An 18,046-nucleotide genomic window follows, 5' to 3' on the forward strand; every position below is an offset into this window, starting at 1 on the left:
AGGGATCGTCATGCGCGGGGTTTGCGCACTGAAGTTATCCCGTCATTGCGAGCGAAGCGAAGCAATCCAGCCCGGTGCACGGAGCTGGATTGCTTCGTCGCTTCGCTCCTCGCAATGACGTTGAGGCCTGATTACTGCCCATGCCCACCATCTACTTCATCCGCCACGGCGAGACCGACTGGAACGCGACCGGGCGCTATCAGGGCACGCAGGACATTCCGCTCAACGACAAGGGGCGGGGGCAGGCGACGTCGGCCGGCGGCGTGCTCGGCGGTCTGCTCGCGCGCGATGGCCGGCAACCGGCGGAGCTGGACTACCGGGCGAGCCCGCTCGGCCGCGCCCGCGTCACCATGGAGCTGGTGCGCGGGGCGCTCGGCCTGCCGGCGCAGGACTACACGATCGACGACCGGCTGCGGGAGATCACCTACGGTGCCTGGGAAGGCTTCACGCTGGCCGAGATGGAGCGCTCGGACCCGGCGATCTACGCCGCGCGTCAGGCCGACCGCTGGTCGGTCGCCCCGCCGCGCGGCGAGAGCTATGCCCAGCGGCTGCCCTTCATCACCGACTGGGTCGCCTCGCTGACCCGCGATACGGTCGCGGTCGGCCATGTCGGCACCGGCCGCACCCTGTTCGTCGCGCTCAGCCTGAAGACCCCGCACGAGGCGCTGGAAGGCCCGATCCAGCAGGGCGCCGTCTACGTCTTCCGCAACGGCGGCTTCGAGATCGTGAGCTGAGCCCGCCTCTCTCGAACAGGTGGCGTCTAAGGCCGGTTTGACCGTGTCCGGCCGGCGCGTTACCACACCGGCGCAATCCAAAAGGGGCGGTCCGCGCCATGTCGTTCAATACCTTCGGCCATCTGTTTCGCGTCACCACCTACGGCGAGAGCCACGGGGTGGCGATCGGCTGTGTGGTCGATGGCTGCCCGCCGCTCATCCCGCTGACCGAGGCCGACATCCAGGGCGATCTCGACCGCCGGCGGCCGGGCCAGTCGCGCTTCACCACCCAGCGCCAGGAAGCCGATCAGGTGAAGATCCTGTCCGGCGTGATGGTGCACCCCGAGACCGGCGTGCAGGTGACGACCGGCACCCCGATCGCGCTGCAGATCGAGAACACCGACCAGCGCTCCAAGGACTATTCGGACATCCAGAACAAGTATCGCCCCGGCCATGCCGACTTCACCTACGAGGCGAAGTACGGCATCCGCGACTATCGCGGCGGTGGCCGCTCGTCGGCGCGCGAGACCGCGAGCCGGGTCGCGGCCGGCGCAGTCGCCCGCAAGGTGATCGCCGGCATGACGGTGCGCGGCGCGCTGGTGCAGATCGGGCCCCACAAGATCGATCGCGACAAGTGGGATTGGGACGAGATCGGCAACAACCCGTTCTTCTGCCCGGACAAGGACAAGGCGGCGTTCTACGCCGACTATCTCGACGGCATCCGTAAATCCGGCTCGTCGATCGGTGCGGTGATCGAGATCGTCGCCGAGGGCGTGCCGGCCGGGCTCGGCGCGCCGATCTACGGCAAGCTCGACGGCGACCTCGCCGCGGCGCTGATGAGCATCAATGCGGTCAAGGGCGTCGAGATCGGCGACGGCTTTGCCAGCGCCGAATTGACCGGCGAGCAGAACGCCGACGAGATGCGCACCGGCAATCATGGGCCGGCCTTCCTGTCCAACCACGCCGGCGGTATCCTCGGCGGTATCTCCACCGGTCAGCCGGTGGTGGCGCGGTTCGCCGTCAAGCCGACCTCGTCGATCCTGACCCCGCGCAAGACCGTCGACCGCGCCGGCCACGATACGGAAATCCTGACCAAGGGCCGTCACGACCCCTGCGTCGGTATCCGCGCCGTGCCGGTGGGCGAGGCGATGGTCGCCTGCGTGCTGGCCGATCACCTGCTGCGCCACCGCGGCCAAATCGGCGGCTGATTGCAGATCGGGCCGCTCACGGCCTCACTTCCGCCGCGGGAGTCGGGCGGATGACTGCCATGAGTCCGGCCCTGCTACAAATCGCCACGTCGGGCGGCTAGAGTGCTGCCATGCATTCCGAACAGATCCGCGGCATTCTCGACTGGCTGAGCGACGGCGCGCGCTCCGAGCCGGACCCGGCCATGAAGATGAAGCTGACATGCGAGCAGCTCGTCGCTGCCGGCCTGCCGCTGCACCGGGTCGGCGTGTTCGTCGAGACCCTGCACCCCGACATCTACGGCCACCGCTTCATCTGGCGCGCCGACGGCGAGGTCGAGGTCGGCTCGACCACCCAGGACGTCGAGATGTCGGAAGAGTATCAGCGCAGCCCGCTGAAGATTCTGTACGACTACGGCGTCGAGGTCCGCTTCCGGCTCGACGATCCGGAGAGCAAGAACTTCCCTTTCCTGGAGGATCTGCGCGCCGAAGCCGTCACCGATTACACCGCGCTGCCGCTGCGGTTTCTCGACGGCACCTATCATGCGGCGAGTTTCGCCACCAAGCAGCCCGGCGGCTTCACCGACGCTCAGCTCGGTGCGTTGCGGGCGATGATGCCGCCGCTGTCGCGGCTGGTCGAAGTGATCAGCCTGCGCGACATCGCCACCAATCTGCTGGACACTTATGTCGGCAACCGCGCCGGCGCCCGGATTCTCGCCGGCCAGATTCGCCGTGGCCACGCCGATCACCTGCGCGCTGCGATCTGGCTGTCCGATCTGCGCGGCTTCTCGGCGTTGTCGGACGGGCTGCCGCCGGAGGTGATGGTCAAGGTACTGAACGCCTATTTCGACTGTCAGGTCGCCGCGATCGCGGGACATGGCGGCGAGGTGCTGAAGTTCATGGGCGACGGCCTGCTCGCGGTGTTTCCGATCGACGACGGCGCCGACGCCGCCGAAGTCTGCGGCCGGATGCTGGCCGCCGCCAATGAATGCCGCGCCAGCATCGCGGCGCTGAATTTCGTCGATGGCAACCATGTCATCGAGAGCTTCCGCTTCGGCGTCGCGCTGCATGTCGGCCAGGTGCTGTACGGCAATATCGGCGGCGGCAACCGGCTCGACTTCACCTGCATCGGCCCGGCGGTGAACCTCGCCGCGCGGCTGGAGCGGCTCGCCGCCCGGCTCGGCCGCACCGTGGTCGCGTCCAGCGATTTCGTCGGGCTGTGCTCGGAAGGCTGGAGCGACCTCGGCGAATTCCCGATGGCCGGCTTCTCCCACGCCGAACGTGTGCATGGCCTGACCGACGAAACCCCGCTCGCCGCCGAAGGGCTGTGAGACGCTGAACCATTAAGTTGCCGAGCGTCATCCGCGGGCTTGACCCGCGGATCCATCGTGCGCGTCAGCGCACGTATGAAAGAGCTGTCTTGCAGAGGATGGATCGCCGGGTCGAGCCCGGCGATGACGCTGTTCGGTTAGCAAGCGCAACGGTTTTGATACTACGCCGTCGGCTCTACTCCTCCGGCTCTGTCGTGAACAGCAGCGGGTAGCCCTTGGCGCGGCCGGCGTCGGTGGCGCGGGTGGCCTTGGTTTCTGCGACGTCCTTGGTGAAAACGCCGACGACGCAGACGCCGCGCTGATGCGCGGTGAGCATCACCTTATAGGCTTGGTCCTCGGTCATCCGGAACTCGGCCTTCAGCACCGAGACCACGAATTCGCGCGGCGTGTAATCGTCGTTGACCAGAATGACCTTGTGCAGCTTCGGCCGCTCGACCTTGATTTTGGCCTTGGTCTTCGGCTTCAGGTCGGTGTTGCTCATTCGCTGTCAGACCCGTCGCTCGCCGGTGAACTAATCGTCGGCGACATTGTACAGCGTCGTCGCCGGTGGCGAAACCGGCGGCCACCTGATCACGAACCATGATGGCTGGTGACTGGAAAGTGATCGGGATGGAACCGGCTCGCCTGCTTTCCGTCACGCCAGTTGCATGTCACCATCGTGGATGGTCGACCGGAGGGCTGCTGATGCGCTGGTGGGTCTCGATCGGAAGCATGCTCGCTGTCGCGGCCGCCGCTGGCGTCGCCGCTGTCGCCGCGCCCAACCATGCACCGCAATCCGCAGCCGGGCGTGACGATACCAAGCAGGTCGATGTCGAACTGGTGCTGGCGGTCGACGTCTCCTACTCGATGGACGTCGATGAACTCGCGGTGCAACGCGAAGGCTATGCTCAGGCGTTGATGTCCAGCGAGTTCCTCAAAACCCTGAAGACCGGCCCCAACGGTCGGATCGCGGTGACGTATTTCGAGTGGGCCGCCTCCAGCGATCAGAAGATCATTCTGCCGTGGCAGATCATCGACGGGCCGGAGTCGGCCGACGCGGTCGCGGCCGAGATCATGAAGGCGCCGCTGCGCCGCGCCTCGCGCACTTCCATCTCCGGTGCGATCAACTTCGCGCTGCCGCTGTTCGAGCAGAACCCGTATCACGGGCTGCGCCGGGTGATCGATATCTCCGGCGACGGGCCGAACAACAACGGCGAGCCGGTGACGATTGCGCGCGACGCTGCGGTCGCCAAGGGCGTCGTCATCAACGGCCTGCCGATCATGGTGAAAGAGCCGTCCTACTCGATGATGGATATCGAGAACCTGGACTACTACTACGAGGATTGCGTGATCGGAGGCCCCGGAGCGTTCGTGGTGACGATCAAGGACCGCGCCAAGTTCAAGGAAGCGATCCACACCAAGCTGGTGATGGAGGTCGCCGGCCGCGTCCCGCCGGCCCGCATCGTCCCGATCGCCGACGAGCAGCACCCGGCACGGGTGTCGTGCCTGATCGGCGAAAAGGTCTGGCAGGACCGCTGGGGGCGGTGAGGAGTCCGTGTCATCCGGGCCGCGAGCGAAGCTCGCGAACCCGAAATCCGTTGCCCCTCTGGTTGCGTCTTAACCACGGCAGTCTTGCCGGCGTAACAGCCGCGCCGGGGTGAATTCCGGGGTCGCTCCGCGCGAGCGGCCCCGGAGTGCGTCAGGCCGCGGCGCGGAAGATCGTCTCGATCTCGGACTGCGTCGCCTGCTTCGGATTGGTGAAGCCGCACGCATCCTTCAGCGCGTTGGCGGCGAGGACCGGCACGTCGGTTTCCTTCATACCGAGCCCGCCGAGCCCGGACGGGATGCCGACATCGGTCGACAGCCGTTGGATGGCGTGAATGGCGGCGTCGGCGCCCTGCGCGTCGGTGAGGCCGGTGACGTCGACGCCGAGCGCGTGGGCGACGTCCTTCAGCCGGCCCGCCGCGACCTGCGCGTTGTAGGCCTGCACATGCGGCAGCAGCACCGCGTTGCAGACGCCGTGCGGCAGGTCATAGAAGCCGCCGAGCTGATGCGCCATCGCATGCACGTAGCCGAGCGAGGCGTTGTTGAAGGCCATGCCGGCGAGGAAGCCGGCATACGACATCGCCTCGCGGGCGGCGAGGTTCTGGCCTTCGGCGACGACGGTGCGCAGACTGTTGGAGATGATCGACATCGCCTTCAGCGCGCAGGCGTCCGTGATCGGCGTGGCGGCGATCGACACATAGGCCTCGATGGCATGCGTCAGCGCGTCCATGCCGGTGGCGGCCGTCAGCGCCGCCGGCTTGCCGAGCATCAGCACCGGATCGTTGACCGACAGGATCGGCGTGGTGTGGCGATCGACGATCGCCATCTTCACCTGACGTGCCTCGTCGGTGATGATGCAGAACCGCGTCATTTCGCTCGCCGTGCCGGCGGTGGTGTTGACGGCGATCAGCGGAAGCTGCGCGTGCTCCGACTTGTCGACGCCTTCGTAGTCCTTGATGCTGCCGCCATTGGTGGCGGTGAGGGCGATGCCCTTGGCGCAGTCGTGCGCCGAGCCGCCGCCGAGCGAGATCACACAGTCGCAGTTTTCCTGTGTCAGCAGCGCGAGTCCGTCCTCGACGTTCTTGATCGTCGGGTTCGGCTTGGCACCGGGGAACACCACGCTGGTGACGTTGCGTTCGATCAGCATCGAGGCGATCTGGTCGGCGACGCCGAGCTTGTGCAGCCCGCTGTCGGTGACGATCAGCGCGCGCTTGAAGCCGCGGGCCTTGGCATGGTCTGCGGCGCTCGACACGCAGCCGGCGCCGAACAGGTTGAGAGAGGGGATGAAAAAGGTCGTTGCGGTCATTGGTGTTTCCTACCTGCGTTTGTTGTTGGTCGGTGGTCGATGAGCAGTCCGGCCGGCGATGCGCCGGAACGGATCCGCGCGGATTCGCAGGGCAGTACCCTGCTGCCCGGGCGGCGCGAGACGCCGCCCGGCATGGCTGCGGCCAATTGCTGAGCACTGGCCGATAACGTCGTGACGGGTCAGAAGAACCCGAGCGGGCCGGTGCCGTAACTCACCAGCAGGTTCTTGGTGTGCTGATAGTGATCGAGCATCATCTTGTGGGTTTCGCGGCCGATGCCGGACTGCTTGTAGCCGCCGAAGGCGGCGTGCGCCGGATAGGCGTGGTAGCAGTTGGTCCACACTCGGCCTGCCGCGATGGCGCGCCCGAACCGATAGGCGCGGGTGCCGTCGCGGGTCCAGACGCCGGCGCCGAGACCGTACTGGGTGTCGTTGGCGATCGCGAGCGCTTCGGCCTCGTCCTTGAAGGTGGTGACCGACACGACGGGTCCGAAGATCTCCTCCTGGAAGATGCGCATCTGGTTGTGACCGCGGAACACGGTCGGATGCACGTAGTAGCCGCCGGCGAGATCGCCCGGCAGCTCGGCGCGGGCGCCGCCGGCGAGCAGCTCGGCGCCTTCGTGCCGGCCGATGTCGATGTAGGACAGGATCTTCTCGAGCTGTTCCTGCGAGGCCTGCGCGCCGATCATCGTCGCCGGATCGCGGGGGTCGCCTTGGCGAATTGCGGCGACGCGGGCGAGTGCCCTTTCCATGAAGCGCTCGTAAATCGACTCCTGCACCAGCGCGCGGCTCGGGCAGGTACACACCTCGCCCTGGTTGAGCGCGAACATCACGAAGCCTTCGATCGCCTTGTCGAAGAACGGGTCGTCCTCGGCGGCGACATCCCCGAAGAAGATGTTCGGCGACTTGCCGCCGAGTTCGAGCGACACCGGCACGAGGTTCTCGCTGGCGTATTGCATGATCAGGCGGCCGGTGGAGGTCTCGCCCGTGAAGGCGATCTTGGCGATGCGCGGGCTGGAGGCCAACGGCTTGCCGGCTTCGACGCCAAAGCCATTGACGATGTTGACGACGCCGGGCGGCAGAAGGTCGCCGATCAGCTCGGCCCACACCAAGATCGAGGCCGGGGTCTGCTCGGCGGGCTTGAGCACCACGCAGTTGCCGGCGGCGAGCGCCGGCGCCAGCTTCCAGGCGGCCATCAGCAGCGGGAAGTTCCAGGGAATGATCTGGCCGACGACACCGAGCGGTTCATGAAAGTGATACGCAATCGTGTCGTGGTCGATCTCCGAGATCGAGCCCTCCTGGGCGCGGAGTGCGCCCGCGAAGTAGCGGAAGTGATCGATCGCCAGCGGCAGGTCGGCGGCGCGCGTCTCGCGGATGGGCTTGCCGTTGTCGAGGGTCTCGGCGATCGCCAGGAGATCGAGATTGGCTTCCATCCGATCGGCGATGCGATTGAGAATGAGTGACCGTTCTGTCGTCGTGGTCTTAGCCCAGCTGATACTTGCGGTGTGCGCTGCATCAAGCGCGAGCTCGACATCTTCCTTCTGCGAGCGCGGGATTTCAGTCAGTTTTGCACCGGTGATCGGCGTCGTGTTGTCGAAATACCGTCCATCGACCGGTTCCACCCAGCGGCCGCCGATAAAATTGCCGTAGCGGGTTTTGAATACCGTGCTGGCGTCCGGATGCATCGTTGTGATGAGATTCATGGCTTCCTCCCGTTTGTTTTGAAGCGGATGGAACTACGCACAACGCATGCCAGGTGTGCGGGACGCCTGCGGCCATTGGCCTCCGAGCTGATCAGTTCGTTGAAAAGACTGGGAGGATTCTAGATCGGAGTGCGCGTGCTCCGGGTGGTGATCTCTGGACAGCACCTCGGGCTGCGTGTGATACTTGCAGCAGTTGGACGCGACACCTGTTGCAGAATCCAACACTCCGAGGATCCGCTCATGTCAATCGCATCAAGCCGTGATGCCGTCGTCACTGCGCGCCGCCGATTCTTCGGAGAGGGCCGCTCCGTCGACGGAATGCTCGCAGCCCCGATCCTGCGGTCGTGGCAACGCTGCGCCGGCCAAGGGCTGGACGTCAGCCGCTCACCGCTGGTCGAGCCCCCCACCGCCCGCGAACTGCGCGAACTACACGAACGCCATGACCGGCTCGGCCGCCTCGCGCGGCCGGAGCTGAATGCACTGCAAGGCGATGCTCGCCTGACCGGCAGCGTCGTCATTCTCACCGATGCGGCCGGCGTCGTGCTGGACATGATCGGGGACGGCGCGTTTGCCGGGCGCGCGGCGCAAGTGGCGCTGCGGCCCGGCGTGTCGTGGAGCGAGGCCGACACCGGCACCAATGCGATCGGCACCGCGCTGGTCGAACGCCAACCGATTGCGGTGCACGGCGCCGAGCACTTCTTCGAGCGGCACCGGATTCTCGCCTGCGCGGCCGCGCCGCTGATCGATCCGCGCGGCAGGGTCGCCGGCGCGCTCGACATGACCGGGCCGGCGGCGATCCGCCACGTCCATGCGCTCGGCCTGATGCGGCTCGCTGCGGAGCAGATCGAGCACCGGTTCTTCTCGGAAGGTTTCGAACGCTGCACCATGCTGCGGCTGCACACCGACCGGGCACTGCTCGGCACGCCGCGCGAGGGCGTGCTGGCGTTCGCGGACGGCATATTGGTCGGTGCCAACCGGCACGGTCTCGATCTGATGAATCTGGATTGGCCGGCACTCGACCTCGCACGGCTCGAAACGCTGCTGCCCGGTGTCCGTCCCTCCGAGCAGATTCAAATGCTGCGTGGCCCGCGCGGCACGCGGCTGTGGGGCCGGCTGATCGAGCCGCCGCGGCGCAGCTCCCGTGTGCCCGCCGCCGCAGCCGTCGCCGCTCCGGCGCCGGCATCGCCGGCTGGCGAGGTCGAACCGATCCTCGATGCGGAGATGATGGCGCAGCTGTCGCGCGCCGTGCGGCTGGTCGAGGCCGGGATTCCGGTGTTGCTGCTCGGCGAGACCGGATCGGGCAAGGATGTCTTCGCGCGCCGTGTTCACGCCGAGAGCGCGCGGCGTAGCAAGCCGTTCGTTCCGGTGAATTGTGCGGCGCTCCCCGAGGGGCTGATCGAGTCGGAGCTGTTCGGCTATGAGGCCGGTGCCTTCACCGGCGCGCGGCGGCAGGGCGCGCCTGGCCTGCTGCGCCAGGCCGACGGCGGCGTGTTGTTTCTCGACGAGATCGGCGACATGCCGCTGTCGCTGCAGAGCCGGCTGCTCCGCGTGCTGCAGGACAAGCAGATCTCACCGCTCGGCGGCGGACGTCCGGTGCCGGTGGACTTCGCGCTGATCTGCGCGACGCATCAGCCGCTCGGTTCGCTGCTGGCTGCCGGCCGCTTCCGCCAGGATTTGTACTTCCGGATCGCCCAATACGTCGTCGAGCGGCCGCCAGTGCGCCATCACCCGGACCGGCTCGCTTTGGTGCGGACGCTGTGGCGCCAGCTCGGCGCCGAGGAGGCGGGCGTCCAGCTCTCGGCCGAGGTCGAGAGCGTGCTCGCCGCTTACAACTGGCCGGGCAACTACCGGCAATTGGTCGGCACGCTGCGGGCGCTTCTGGTGCTCGGCGAGCCGGGACACCCGGTCGAGGTCTCCGCGCTCCCCGCCGAAATCGGCGCGGCGGCCAGTGCCTGCGACAGTCAGATCTCCGTGCCGCCGATGACGTCGCTCGCGGAGCACACAAGGTCGGCGCTGCAGGCGGCGCTGGAGGCCAGCGGCGGAAATGTGTCGCGCGCCGCACGCCGGCTCGGGATCGATCGGAGTACCTACTATCGCCGCCTGCTGAAGGACAAGGATCGCGGCTGATGAATCGTGGGGCCTGCAGCGGTCAGCGTCTGCATTTCCTAGGGTAGTTCTGTTTGTGATAGAAACAGCACCACGCTCGGCGTGCTCACAACAGGCACAACCTCATGGTGAGGAGGCGCGAAGCGCCGTCTCGAACCATGCGCCGCAGGTCATACGGCTCCTCATCCTTCGAGACGCCAGGCTTTGCCGGGCTCCGCAGGATGAGGGCGTTAGGCCCCTTGGCGAGGGCCAAATCCGCTTCAATCAGTCGATGAAGCGCTCAGGCGAGAGTTCAGTCCGCCGCCACCCAGTTGCCGTGGAAGCCGTCCGGAATGCGGTGGCCGAGCTGGACCAGAGCGATCGGACCGGCGGCGATGTCGGAGGCGTTGAAGACGGCGAGGTCGCTGCGGTTCTCGCAGCCGCGCCACACCACAGCGAGAAGCCAGCCGTCGGCTTCGCCCGAGTCCTTGCTGCGCGGCACGAACACCGGTTCGCCGATGGTGTCGCCGATCGGCAGGAAGTAGCGCGCGCGGCGCTCGCCATCGCCGCCGACATGGACGAGGCCGGATAGTACGTCCGGCGCTTCCGGATTCATGCAGGCGTACCAGCCGTGGCGGCTGCGCAGCCCGGCGCGGCGTTCGTCGATCCGCGGAAATTCGCCGTTGATGTCGTCGAGGTAGGAGCGTTGGAAGCTGTCACTGCGGCCGGCGAGGTCGAACGTCCAGCGGCACAGCCGCGCGCGAGATTTATCCGGATCGAGCGACCTGCCGTTGGTGTCGGTGAAGAACGGTGGGGCTTCGGACTGCATCACGTCGGCGACGATGGTGTTGCCCTCGTCCCAGGCGTTCATGACGTGGAACACGAAGCACGGCTCGCTGCGAAACCAGCGGATGTCGCGGGCGCTGCCGCTCCGCGGCATCACGCCGACATACGAGCCCTTGCGCGGCTCCCAGGCATAAGGCGGCTTGCCGCGCACCGCGCGCCAGATGCTGCCGGTCAGCGGCAGGATCGGAAACAGCACATGCTTCGCGGTGACGATGAAATCGTGCACCATCGCCGAATACGGCGCCTTGAAGCGCTCTAGCCGCGTCAGCCGGCCGGAGGCATCGATCGCGCCGTGCAGCATGCCGCGGCCGAGCGGTCGGCCGACATTGTAACCGAAGAACAGCATTTCGCCGGTCACCGGGTCGATCTTCGGATGCGCCGTGAACGGGCCCTGCAGTGCCCCGCCGTAGTCGCAATAGCCGCGGGTCTCCAGCGTTTCGCGCTCGATCTGCATCGGCCGGTGCGCTTCCTCCAGCGCCAGCAGGCGGCCGGCGTGATACACCACGTTGGTGTTGGCGACGTTGCCGTCGCGCGGCGTCGAGGCCGGCGCATCCTTCAGCCGCATGTTGAATTCGCCGTACAGCGGCTTGCCGGCGGCGTGCTCGGCGAGCCATTTCGGCGTGCGGACCCAGCGATTGCGATACGACGCACGGCCGTTCTCCAGATGGAAGGCGTGCAGCATGCCGTCGCCGAAGAACCAATGTGCGTTCGGCGAGACGAATTGCGGGTTGGCGCCGTTGCGATACAGCGTGCCGTTCAGCTCGCGCGGCAGTTCGCCCTTGATGGCGAGGAACGGCGCGTCGCACTCCATCGGGATCGGCGCGACATTGTCCCAGGTCGTCGGGATGCCTCTCACCTGCAGCATGTCGTCGGTCTCCTCGTCGTCGCCGCAAGTCCTCAGTCGAGCGGCAGCAGCCGGCCGAACGGCTGCACCGCGTGGGAATGCTCCTGCGGCACGGCCCAGATCACGGGCCAGCGCGGCTTGAACTCCGCCGGGCCTTCGAGGTCGGTCAGCACCACGGTGATGTCGGGCTTGTGCCGGTCGGCCTCGGCGAGCAATGGCGTGAAATTGGTTCCGCCGCCACCGGCAAATTCGATGTCGCTGAGCACGAAGCGGCGGCCTGGCTCGAAGAACTCGACCTGCCGCACCCGCTCGTCGCCGATGATCAGCACCAGGCCGGCTTCCTGGCGCCGGATGATGGTCTCGATCTCGGTGGCGAAGCGCTGCATCAACTGATCGTCGATCGAACCGGAGACGTCGATGATCAGCGCCAGTCGCGGCTCGTTCTTGGTCGGCGAGAAGCCCGGCTCGAACGGCATCCGATGATTGCCGGCGCGGCCCTGATTGGCGATGTAGGAACGTGTCGGCCGCGACCAGGTCAGCGCCGGCTTGCGCGCCAGGCCGCGCGCGAGCTGCACCCGCAGCACCTGCGCCCACGGCGTGCGGCTGTGCGGCAGATCGGCGATCAGCGCGCGCAGCATCGAGAACGCGCCGTCGCCGGCATGGCCGCGCAGGATGCGCTCGCTCCATTCCCGCGCCTGTTCGGCTTCATGCTCGGGGGCCGATTGCGATTCCGGATTAGGCACCAGATCGCGGGCGCCGCCGGCGCCGAGCGCCCGCACTTTTGCGGAGCGGGCGCCGTCGCTGCTCTGTGCGGTCTCGCGCTCCGACGTGCCGGATTGCGATTGCGCCTGATCCTTGCCGCCGGAGCCCGAAGCGTCCGCCTCGGAGCCTTGCTGCGATTTTCGGCCGGACTGCTGCTTGCCGCTGGTGCCGTCACGGTCGCGGTCGTCGATCGCGCGATACAGCTTCTCGACGTCCCATTCCAGCAGCGCCGATTCCGGCTGCTGCTCGCGGCCGAGCGCTTTGAACACGATCTGCTCCAGCATCACCGCGTTGTCCGGCAGATGCAGCCAGTTCAGATGCGCCAGCGTCGTGTTGACGATGGCGTCGGCGCAGATGTTGAACAGTTCGAGGTCGACGTCGCCTTGGGTGCGTTGCAGCTCGACGAAGCGCTGCGAGTGGCGCAGCGCGATGTGCAGCACCTCGTGTGCGACGAGGCCGACCTGATCGGGCAGGGGCAGCCGCTCGAACGCGGCGCTGTAGTACACCGTGGTGCCGTCGGTCACTGCGGCGGGCGTCTCTGCCGGTGTATCGTCCGGCAGATCGCGGTGCTGAACCCACAGTGCCAGCCCACCGGTCGACGGCGCGAACTCCACCATGCGCTGGATCGCGCGAGTGCCGCGGTGGCTGTACGGCGCGCCCGGCTCAGGCATCGGCTGCTTCCAATTGCCGGCGGTCGGCGTAGCGGGCGTAGACCGGGCTGTCGAGGATTGCGGCCTCGAGGCCGTTCTCCAGCCCGCGCTGCATCAACAGCTCCATCGCCAGCGTCTGGGCTTCGCGGATCGGCAGTGGCGCGCTGCTGCGGACCTCGGGCAGTTGCTCGACAATCTCCAGCGCCCGCGCCAGCGTCTCCTTGTCGGTGCAGGCGGCCAGCAGTCCGTACAGCATGCCGTACAGCGCATCGAGCGACTTCGGCAGCAGCGCGGCGGTCTCCGGGCCCGGCCGCGCGGCGAGCAGCTTCAACACGTCAGTGCCGGCCTGGATCTCGCGCAGCACGCCGAAGAATTCCGCGGCATTCGCCGCACCGATCCGTCCCTGCACGAACAGCCGCTTGGCGTGCTCGGACAGGCCCGACTTCAGCACGTTGGAGATGTCCTCCCAGCCGCGCGGACTGGCGCCGATCAGATGATCGCCGGCGAGCTGCGCCTGGGTATCGTCGAGCTTGTCGGGGCGGATCTTCAGATACGCCATCACCTCGGGCGCGAAGTCGTGGGTCATGGCGTGGCCGAGGAAAGCATCGATCGCGGTCTGGACGTTGAAGTGGAACATGCGGTCGGCGAGCGCGGTGCCCATGTCGTGGCTGATCGCGCCGTGGAAGCTGGCATTGCCGGCGGCGACCACCTGCCAACCATCGGGCAGGTGATAATTGCCGACGCGGCGATCGAGGATCAGCGAATAGGCCGAGATCTGCAGCCGTTGATCGGCGGCGGTGAGCTCGTCGAGAAACAGCACGCCCTCGGGCTGATCGTGCGACGGCAAAAACTCCGGCGGAAACCACACCGTCTTGGCGAGGTTCTCGTCGGCATAGATTGCGCCGCGGATATCGACCGGTTCGATCGTGGTGAGCCGGAGATCGATCAGCGGCACCTGATAATGCGCCGCAACCTGGCGGACGATCGACGACTTGCCGACCCCGCGGGTCCCCCACAGCATTGACGCGCGCCGCCGCAGCGTCGGCTCGGCATATTGCTCGATCAGCGCGGCCTTGGCGGCGGCGATCGAGACCGGGGGAATATTCATCGGGTTGCCGTGCATCGATCGTGTCCTCGTTCGTCAGGTCGTCTGGGCATCCATCTGCGATCGCGCCGGCTCGGTCTCCGGCAGCCATGTCGCCTTCCAGCGCCGAGGCAGCGGCGGAATTTCCAGCGACGGCGTCTCGCGCATTCCGAACGCGCCGAACATCAATAGCGGCGGCGCGCCCATCAGCAGCAGGTTGAAGATCGAATCCTGAGGCACATCGACCAGCGTCAGGCTGGCGGCGCCGGCAATCAGGCCGCCGAAGAACAGCGTCGGGATCGAACGGCGGAACGTCACCTTCCAGCGCGCGCCGCGCAGCGTCTCGTAGTAAGCGGCTGGCGGCCGCGTCAACGTGCGGGCCAGATGCGCCACGGTCGTTTCCAACGCGGCTTCGACGCGGCGACTCCGCTCAGGTTCCTGGCCGCGCACCTTGATCTTGCCGGTGAAGCCGGCCTTGCTCTTGCGCAGCGGGGACCACGCCCAGCCGATCATCGCCAGCAGATCCTCGGGCAGGGCCACGCCTTGCATGCGCGGGGTGATGTCGATCTCGGCCGGGTAACTGCGCACCTGCGCGGCGCGCAGCAACACGCGGAAACCGGCGATCTCCGCTTCGCCGCGCAGCAGTTCACGCCGCGCCGTGGCGCCGCCGTTCTGCGGGGTCTTGTTTGCGGTGAGGCGATAGCTCAGTGCGACGATCGTGCCTTCGACGGTCCTGAACTGCTGCTGCGGCAGCACCGGTTCGATCCTTTGCAGCAGAGACTCGATATCCTCGCCCTGGGTCTCGATCGTTGCCGTGAGGCCGTCTTGCAGCGTCAATGTCCGGGTCAGCAGGTGCTGGCTCGGATGAGAGCTGTCGAGTTGCAGCAGCTCCGTCGCATCGATGCCGCCGCGTCCGGCCTCGTCGTGCACCACCGGCTTGAAGAGTAGCCTCCGCGCGATGCGGTCGCTGGCGGCGAGATCGACCTGATAGCCGCGCCGCGTGAACGGCTGCACCAGCGAAAGGATTTCATGATGCGTGAGCGGCGGCGCCGTCGCGATCTCGGTCCCGGCCGACCTGGTCAGAAGCTGTGCGTAGTTCATTCCGTCAGCAACCTCCGCAACTGAAGTCCTCGCGACTTAGCCTTGAAGGCCGGCTATGCCGCGAGTCACGCGTTCAAATCGATCGCGTCAGGTCTAGTTTCTTCAACTGCGAAGCGAAGGCAACTCACGCTATTGTTGATGGTGCATGGTTGGTGGAGTTACCTCGTGCATTCGCGGAGAAGTTAAGCCGATTGTGCGATCGTCGGTTTGCCGAAGTCGCTTGGCGGCACCTTCGCAAGGAATTGGTTGTATGAAGATACCACCTGTTCCAGCACTTCGAAGTGCGGGAAGGCGCCGGTGTCGAATCGCACGATGGTCCAGTTCGAACGGCCGGCGACGCGGCTCTTGTGACGGTAGTCGATGAAGTCGCCGCGCACGCCATGAGCCATCCACACCGGCAGCCGGAGCTGTTCGTAGATGTGCAGGATGTCGGTGCTGAACATGAAGCCGGCGACGAAGTAGTACGGCGCGTGGCGCGCGCCGGGCTGATGCGTGGTGGCGTAGTCGTAATCCACCATCGGCTCGTCGATGTCCTTCGAGCCCCACGCCTTCTCAAGGAATTTGCGGATCACCGGCCGTGCCGTGAGCATCTTGAAGAAGCCGCGGTCCCACAGTTTGACGCGCAGGACGTCGATGATCCAGGAGCGGCCACGGGTGCCGGGCGTGCGCGCGTCGCGGGCCCGTCCTTCGAAGCCGGTCGGACTGATGAACCCCAGCGAGCGAAACGCCTGCGGAGTCTCGGTGGCGGCGCGGGCGAGGAATTCGCTGCCGAGCGACAGCGCCAGCGCGTCGATCGGCTGCTCGCCGCGCAGGCGCCGGATCTGTTCGACGGCAGCGTGAACCGCGTCGGTCATCATCCGCGCGGTGTATTCGCGGTCGTCGCGATCGGACTGCCCGAAACCCGGAAGGTCGATCGCGTAGACCGGGCGAGACTGCGCGTAGTAGTCGTACAGCGGCTTGACCTCGTAGGCCGAGCCGGCGGCGTTGATGCTGTGGATCAGCAGCAGCGGCGTGGTGTCGCCATCGGCTGGCGCGGTGCCGTCCGCATAGACGGCGAACCGGCCGACGACGCTTGTGATGTCGGTGCGCGTGCCGGCCACCGGATTGGCGAGGCTTCCGCGTGCATGGTGCTGCCCGATGGCAACTGTGTCGATTGCTTGCCCGCTGACCAACGGCATTGCGACCTCTCTTCGATTTGAGCGAACTGTCGAGCCAATCGCGTCAAACCGCGAAGGTTCCACGTTTCGCGTGCTTCTCACGAGTCGCGCAGAAGAATGGTAGTCACGTACATGTAAGCGCGTAACGATCGACTCGTCAGCGCATGATAATCCCATCGCCGGCTGGTGCGATAACGAGGGCGCAGCGTCAGCGTCGATTGACGTCAGTATGCCGGCGAGTTGTTAGTTCGTTTCTGCGAACGGTTGTCCATTCGGCTTGACACGGACACCCGGTCGCAGTCGCTTCCAAGGCAGCGCTGCGGTGTCGGCGGGCATTGCGCCCGGCGCGGCGCAGATCAACAGCCGCTCCGCAATCGGCTGAAAATCGGCGCGGAAATGTACCGAGCTCTTCACCACCAGGATGGCCTGCGCGGTCGGCTCGATGCCGACATAACGGTACATCGCCTGATCGGCGAGCTGTGCCTTGTGCGAGGCGACCACCACGCGCACGCCGCCGATCCGCAGGCAGGCCGACGGGCCCATTTCCATCTCGCGTCCGCCGAAATACGGGCCGGGTGCGATGAAGCGGCCGTCTGAAAGCTGTTCGACAACGAAGATCTCTTCGAACGGCGCGTCTCCGGGAATGCCCGACTTGCCGCCGAGCGCCAGCGAGATCATCGCGCCGACGCCTGCCGCATGTGCGGCCTTGGCGGCGTCGGGATCGAAGATCACGCCGATCGCGGCACCCTTCGCGTTGTTGCGCACCAGCGCGCGCAGCATGCCGGTGGTGTCGGAATCTCCGCCGGCGCCGGGATTGTCCTGGGTATCGGAGATGATGATCGGCTTCGCCGCGGAGCGCGCCAGTTCGATCGCGTACTTTACGCCTTCGTCGGGCGTGTAGATCTTGCCGTCGAAATCGTCCTCGTGGCCGGTCACCAGCGCCGCCACCGCATCTGCCGCCGCATCGGCATCGGCCTGGGTGCGGCCATAGGCGAAGACGGATGCGCCGCAGTCGGGGAAGTCCGCAGCCGGAAAGCCTGGCGCAAACGACAGCGTCGGCACCGCTTCGCTCTGCATCGCCGCGAGTTTGTCGTAGATGCCTTTGGTTGGCTGGTCGAACGTGCACTGCCACGAGATCGGGATCAGGAACGGCAACTGGCGAAACGCCTTGGCGAACTTCTGGCCGCTCGACAGCAGCAGCGCCAGATGCTCGGCGGAGGCGCGGCCGGTGTCGGCCATATCGACGTGCGGATAGGTGCGATAGGCGATCAGTGCGTCGGCATGTTCGATCATCTGCGGTGTCACGTTGGCGTGCAGGTCGAGGCTGACCACCAGCGGCAGGTCCGGCCCGATCACCTTGCGAACCCGTGCGAGGATTTCGCCTTCGCCGTCGTCGAGATGTTCGGTCACCATCGCGCCGTGGAGATCGAGATACACCGCATCGAGGTGGCCGGCGCTTTTGATGCCGTCGATCATGATCGTCACGACGCGTTCGAACGCATCTTCGGTGACGTGCGCCGATGGGCTGGCGCCGCAGGCGATCGTCGGAATCAGCTGCCAGCCTTTGGCCTCGGCCGCGTCCACGAAGCCGGCGAGCCCGACATTGATGCCACGCATCACCTTCAGCACATCGGCGCCGATCGTCATCGCCGGCCACCCGCCGCCGTGCACGAACGCCTCCCAGGTCGCCTTGGTGGGCGCAAAGGTGTTGGTCTCGTGCAGGAATCCGCCGACGGCGATACGGGTCATGGTTGTTTCT

At 66.6% G+C, this 18,046-nt stretch carries 14 protein-coding genes; 5 read left to right on the forward strand and 9 right to left on the reverse strand.

The genetic code is table 11. The features are described 5' to 3' along the window. Window positions 1–140: 140 nt before the first annotated feature. The 3 genes from DY468_RS03125 to DY468_RS03135 all read left to right on the forward strand — a co-directional run bounded on the left by DY468_RS03125 (window position 141) and on the right by DY468_RS03135 (window position 3,228). Window positions 141–734 carry a histidine phosphatase family protein gene (locus tag DY468_RS03125; protein ID WP_164602299.1) on the forward strand — a complete coding sequence of 198 codons (594 nt, stop codon included), beginning with the start codon at window positions 141–143 and terminating at the stop codon, window positions 732–734. Between the two features lie 98 nt (window positions 735–832). Then, window positions 833–1,921: a chorismate synthase gene (aroC, locus tag DY468_RS03130; protein WP_164602302.1), complete on the forward strand. Its 1,089-nt coding sequence runs from the start codon at window positions 833–835 to the stop codon at window positions 1,919–1,921. A gap of 110 nt (window positions 1,922–2,031) precedes the next feature. Then, window positions 2,032–3,228: an adenylate/guanylate cyclase domain-containing protein gene (locus DY468_RS03135; RefSeq protein WP_164602304.1), complete on the forward strand. Its 1,197-nt coding sequence runs from the start codon at window positions 2,032–2,034 to the stop codon at window positions 3,226–3,228. A gap of 175 nt (window positions 3,229–3,403) precedes the next feature. Here DY468_RS03135 and clpS read toward each other — a convergent pair whose 3' ends face one another. Continuing rightward, the gene (gene clpS / locus DY468_RS03140) at window positions 3,404–3,709 is read right to left on the reverse strand and encodes an ATP-dependent Clp protease adapter ClpS (RefSeq protein WP_164602306.1); all 306 of its coding nucleotides are present in this window, start codon (window positions 3,707–3,709) and stop codon (window positions 3,404–3,406) included. Window positions 3,710–3,912: 203 nt separating this feature from the next. On the opposite strand from clpS, the gene DY468_RS03145 reads away from it, so the two are divergent. Continuing rightward, window positions 3,913–4,755, forward strand: coding sequence for a DUF1194 domain-containing protein (locus DY468_RS03145; RefSeq protein ID WP_164602308.1), 843 nt, complete (start codon window positions 3,913–3,915; stop codon window positions 4,753–4,755). A gap of 151 nt (window positions 4,756–4,906) precedes the next feature. Here the strand turns inward: DY468_RS03145 and yiaY are convergent, their stop codons facing one another. Together yiaY and adh are read right to left on the reverse strand one after the other, a co-directional pair. Continuing rightward, window positions 4,907–6,058, reverse strand: coding sequence for an L-threonine dehydrogenase (gene yiaY / locus DY468_RS03150; protein WP_164602310.1), 1,152 nt, complete (start codon window positions 6,056–6,058; stop codon window positions 4,907–4,909). A 179-nt stretch (window positions 6,059–6,237) separates the two neighbouring features. Further along, a complete protein-coding gene (adh, locus tag DY468_RS03155) occupies window positions 6,238–7,740 on the reverse strand; it encodes an aldehyde dehydrogenase (RefSeq protein ID WP_205511874.1) in 1,503 nt (500 codons plus the stop codon). Window positions 7,741–7,998: 258 nt separating this feature from the next. Between adh and DY468_RS03160 the strand changes: the two genes are divergently transcribed. Continuing rightward, entirely contained in the window at window positions 7,999–9,885 is a 1,887-nt protein-coding gene (locus DY468_RS03160; RefSeq protein WP_164602314.1) for a sigma-54-dependent Fis family transcriptional regulator, read from the forward strand. 271 nt (window positions 9,886–10,156) lie between these two features. Here the strand turns inward: DY468_RS03160 and DY468_RS03165 are convergent, their stop codons facing one another. From DY468_RS03165 to DY468_RS03190, 6 genes are all read right to left on the reverse strand, one after another. After that, entirely contained in the window at window positions 10,157–11,554 is a 1,398-nt protein-coding gene (locus tag DY468_RS03165) for a carotenoid oxygenase family protein (protein WP_164602316.1), read from the reverse strand. 32 nt (window positions 11,555–11,586) lie between these two features. Then, a complete protein-coding gene (locus tag DY468_RS03170) occupies window positions 11,587–12,966 on the reverse strand; it encodes a vWA domain-containing protein (RefSeq protein ID WP_164602318.1) in 1,380 nt (459 codons plus the stop codon). Then, complete coding sequence (locus DY468_RS03175; protein WP_164602320.1) at window positions 12,959–14,068, reverse strand: AAA family ATPase; 1,110 nt, start codon at window positions 14,066–14,068, stop codon at window positions 12,959–12,961. The genes DY468_RS03170 and DY468_RS03175 overlap by 8 nt, the downstream gene beginning before the upstream one ends. An 18-nt stretch (window positions 14,069–14,086) precedes the next feature. Continuing rightward, window positions 14,087–15,130 carry a hypothetical protein gene (locus tag DY468_RS03180; RefSeq protein WP_164602322.1) on the reverse strand — a complete coding sequence of 348 codons (1,044 nt, stop codon included), beginning with the start codon at window positions 15,128–15,130 and terminating at the stop codon, window positions 14,087–14,089. A 182-nt stretch (window positions 15,131–15,312) separates the two neighbouring features. After that, window positions 15,313–16,308 (reverse strand): alpha/beta fold hydrolase, encoded by a 996-nt coding sequence (locus DY468_RS03185; protein WP_164602324.1) that lies wholly within the window; start codon window positions 16,306–16,308, stop codon window positions 15,313–15,315. A gap of 222 nt (window positions 16,309–16,530) precedes the next feature. Further along, the gene (locus DY468_RS03190) at window positions 16,531–18,036 is read right to left on the reverse strand and encodes a M81 family metallopeptidase (RefSeq protein WP_164602326.1); all 1,506 of its coding nucleotides are present in this window, start codon (window positions 18,034–18,036) and stop codon (window positions 16,531–16,533) included. Between the last annotated feature and the right edge of the window lie 10 nt (window positions 18,037–18,046).

The organism is Rhodopseudomonas sp. BR0M22, from assembly GCF_010907035.1.
Classification (GTDB): Bacteria; Pseudomonadota; Alphaproteobacteria; order Rhizobiales; family Xanthobacteraceae; genus Rhodopseudomonas.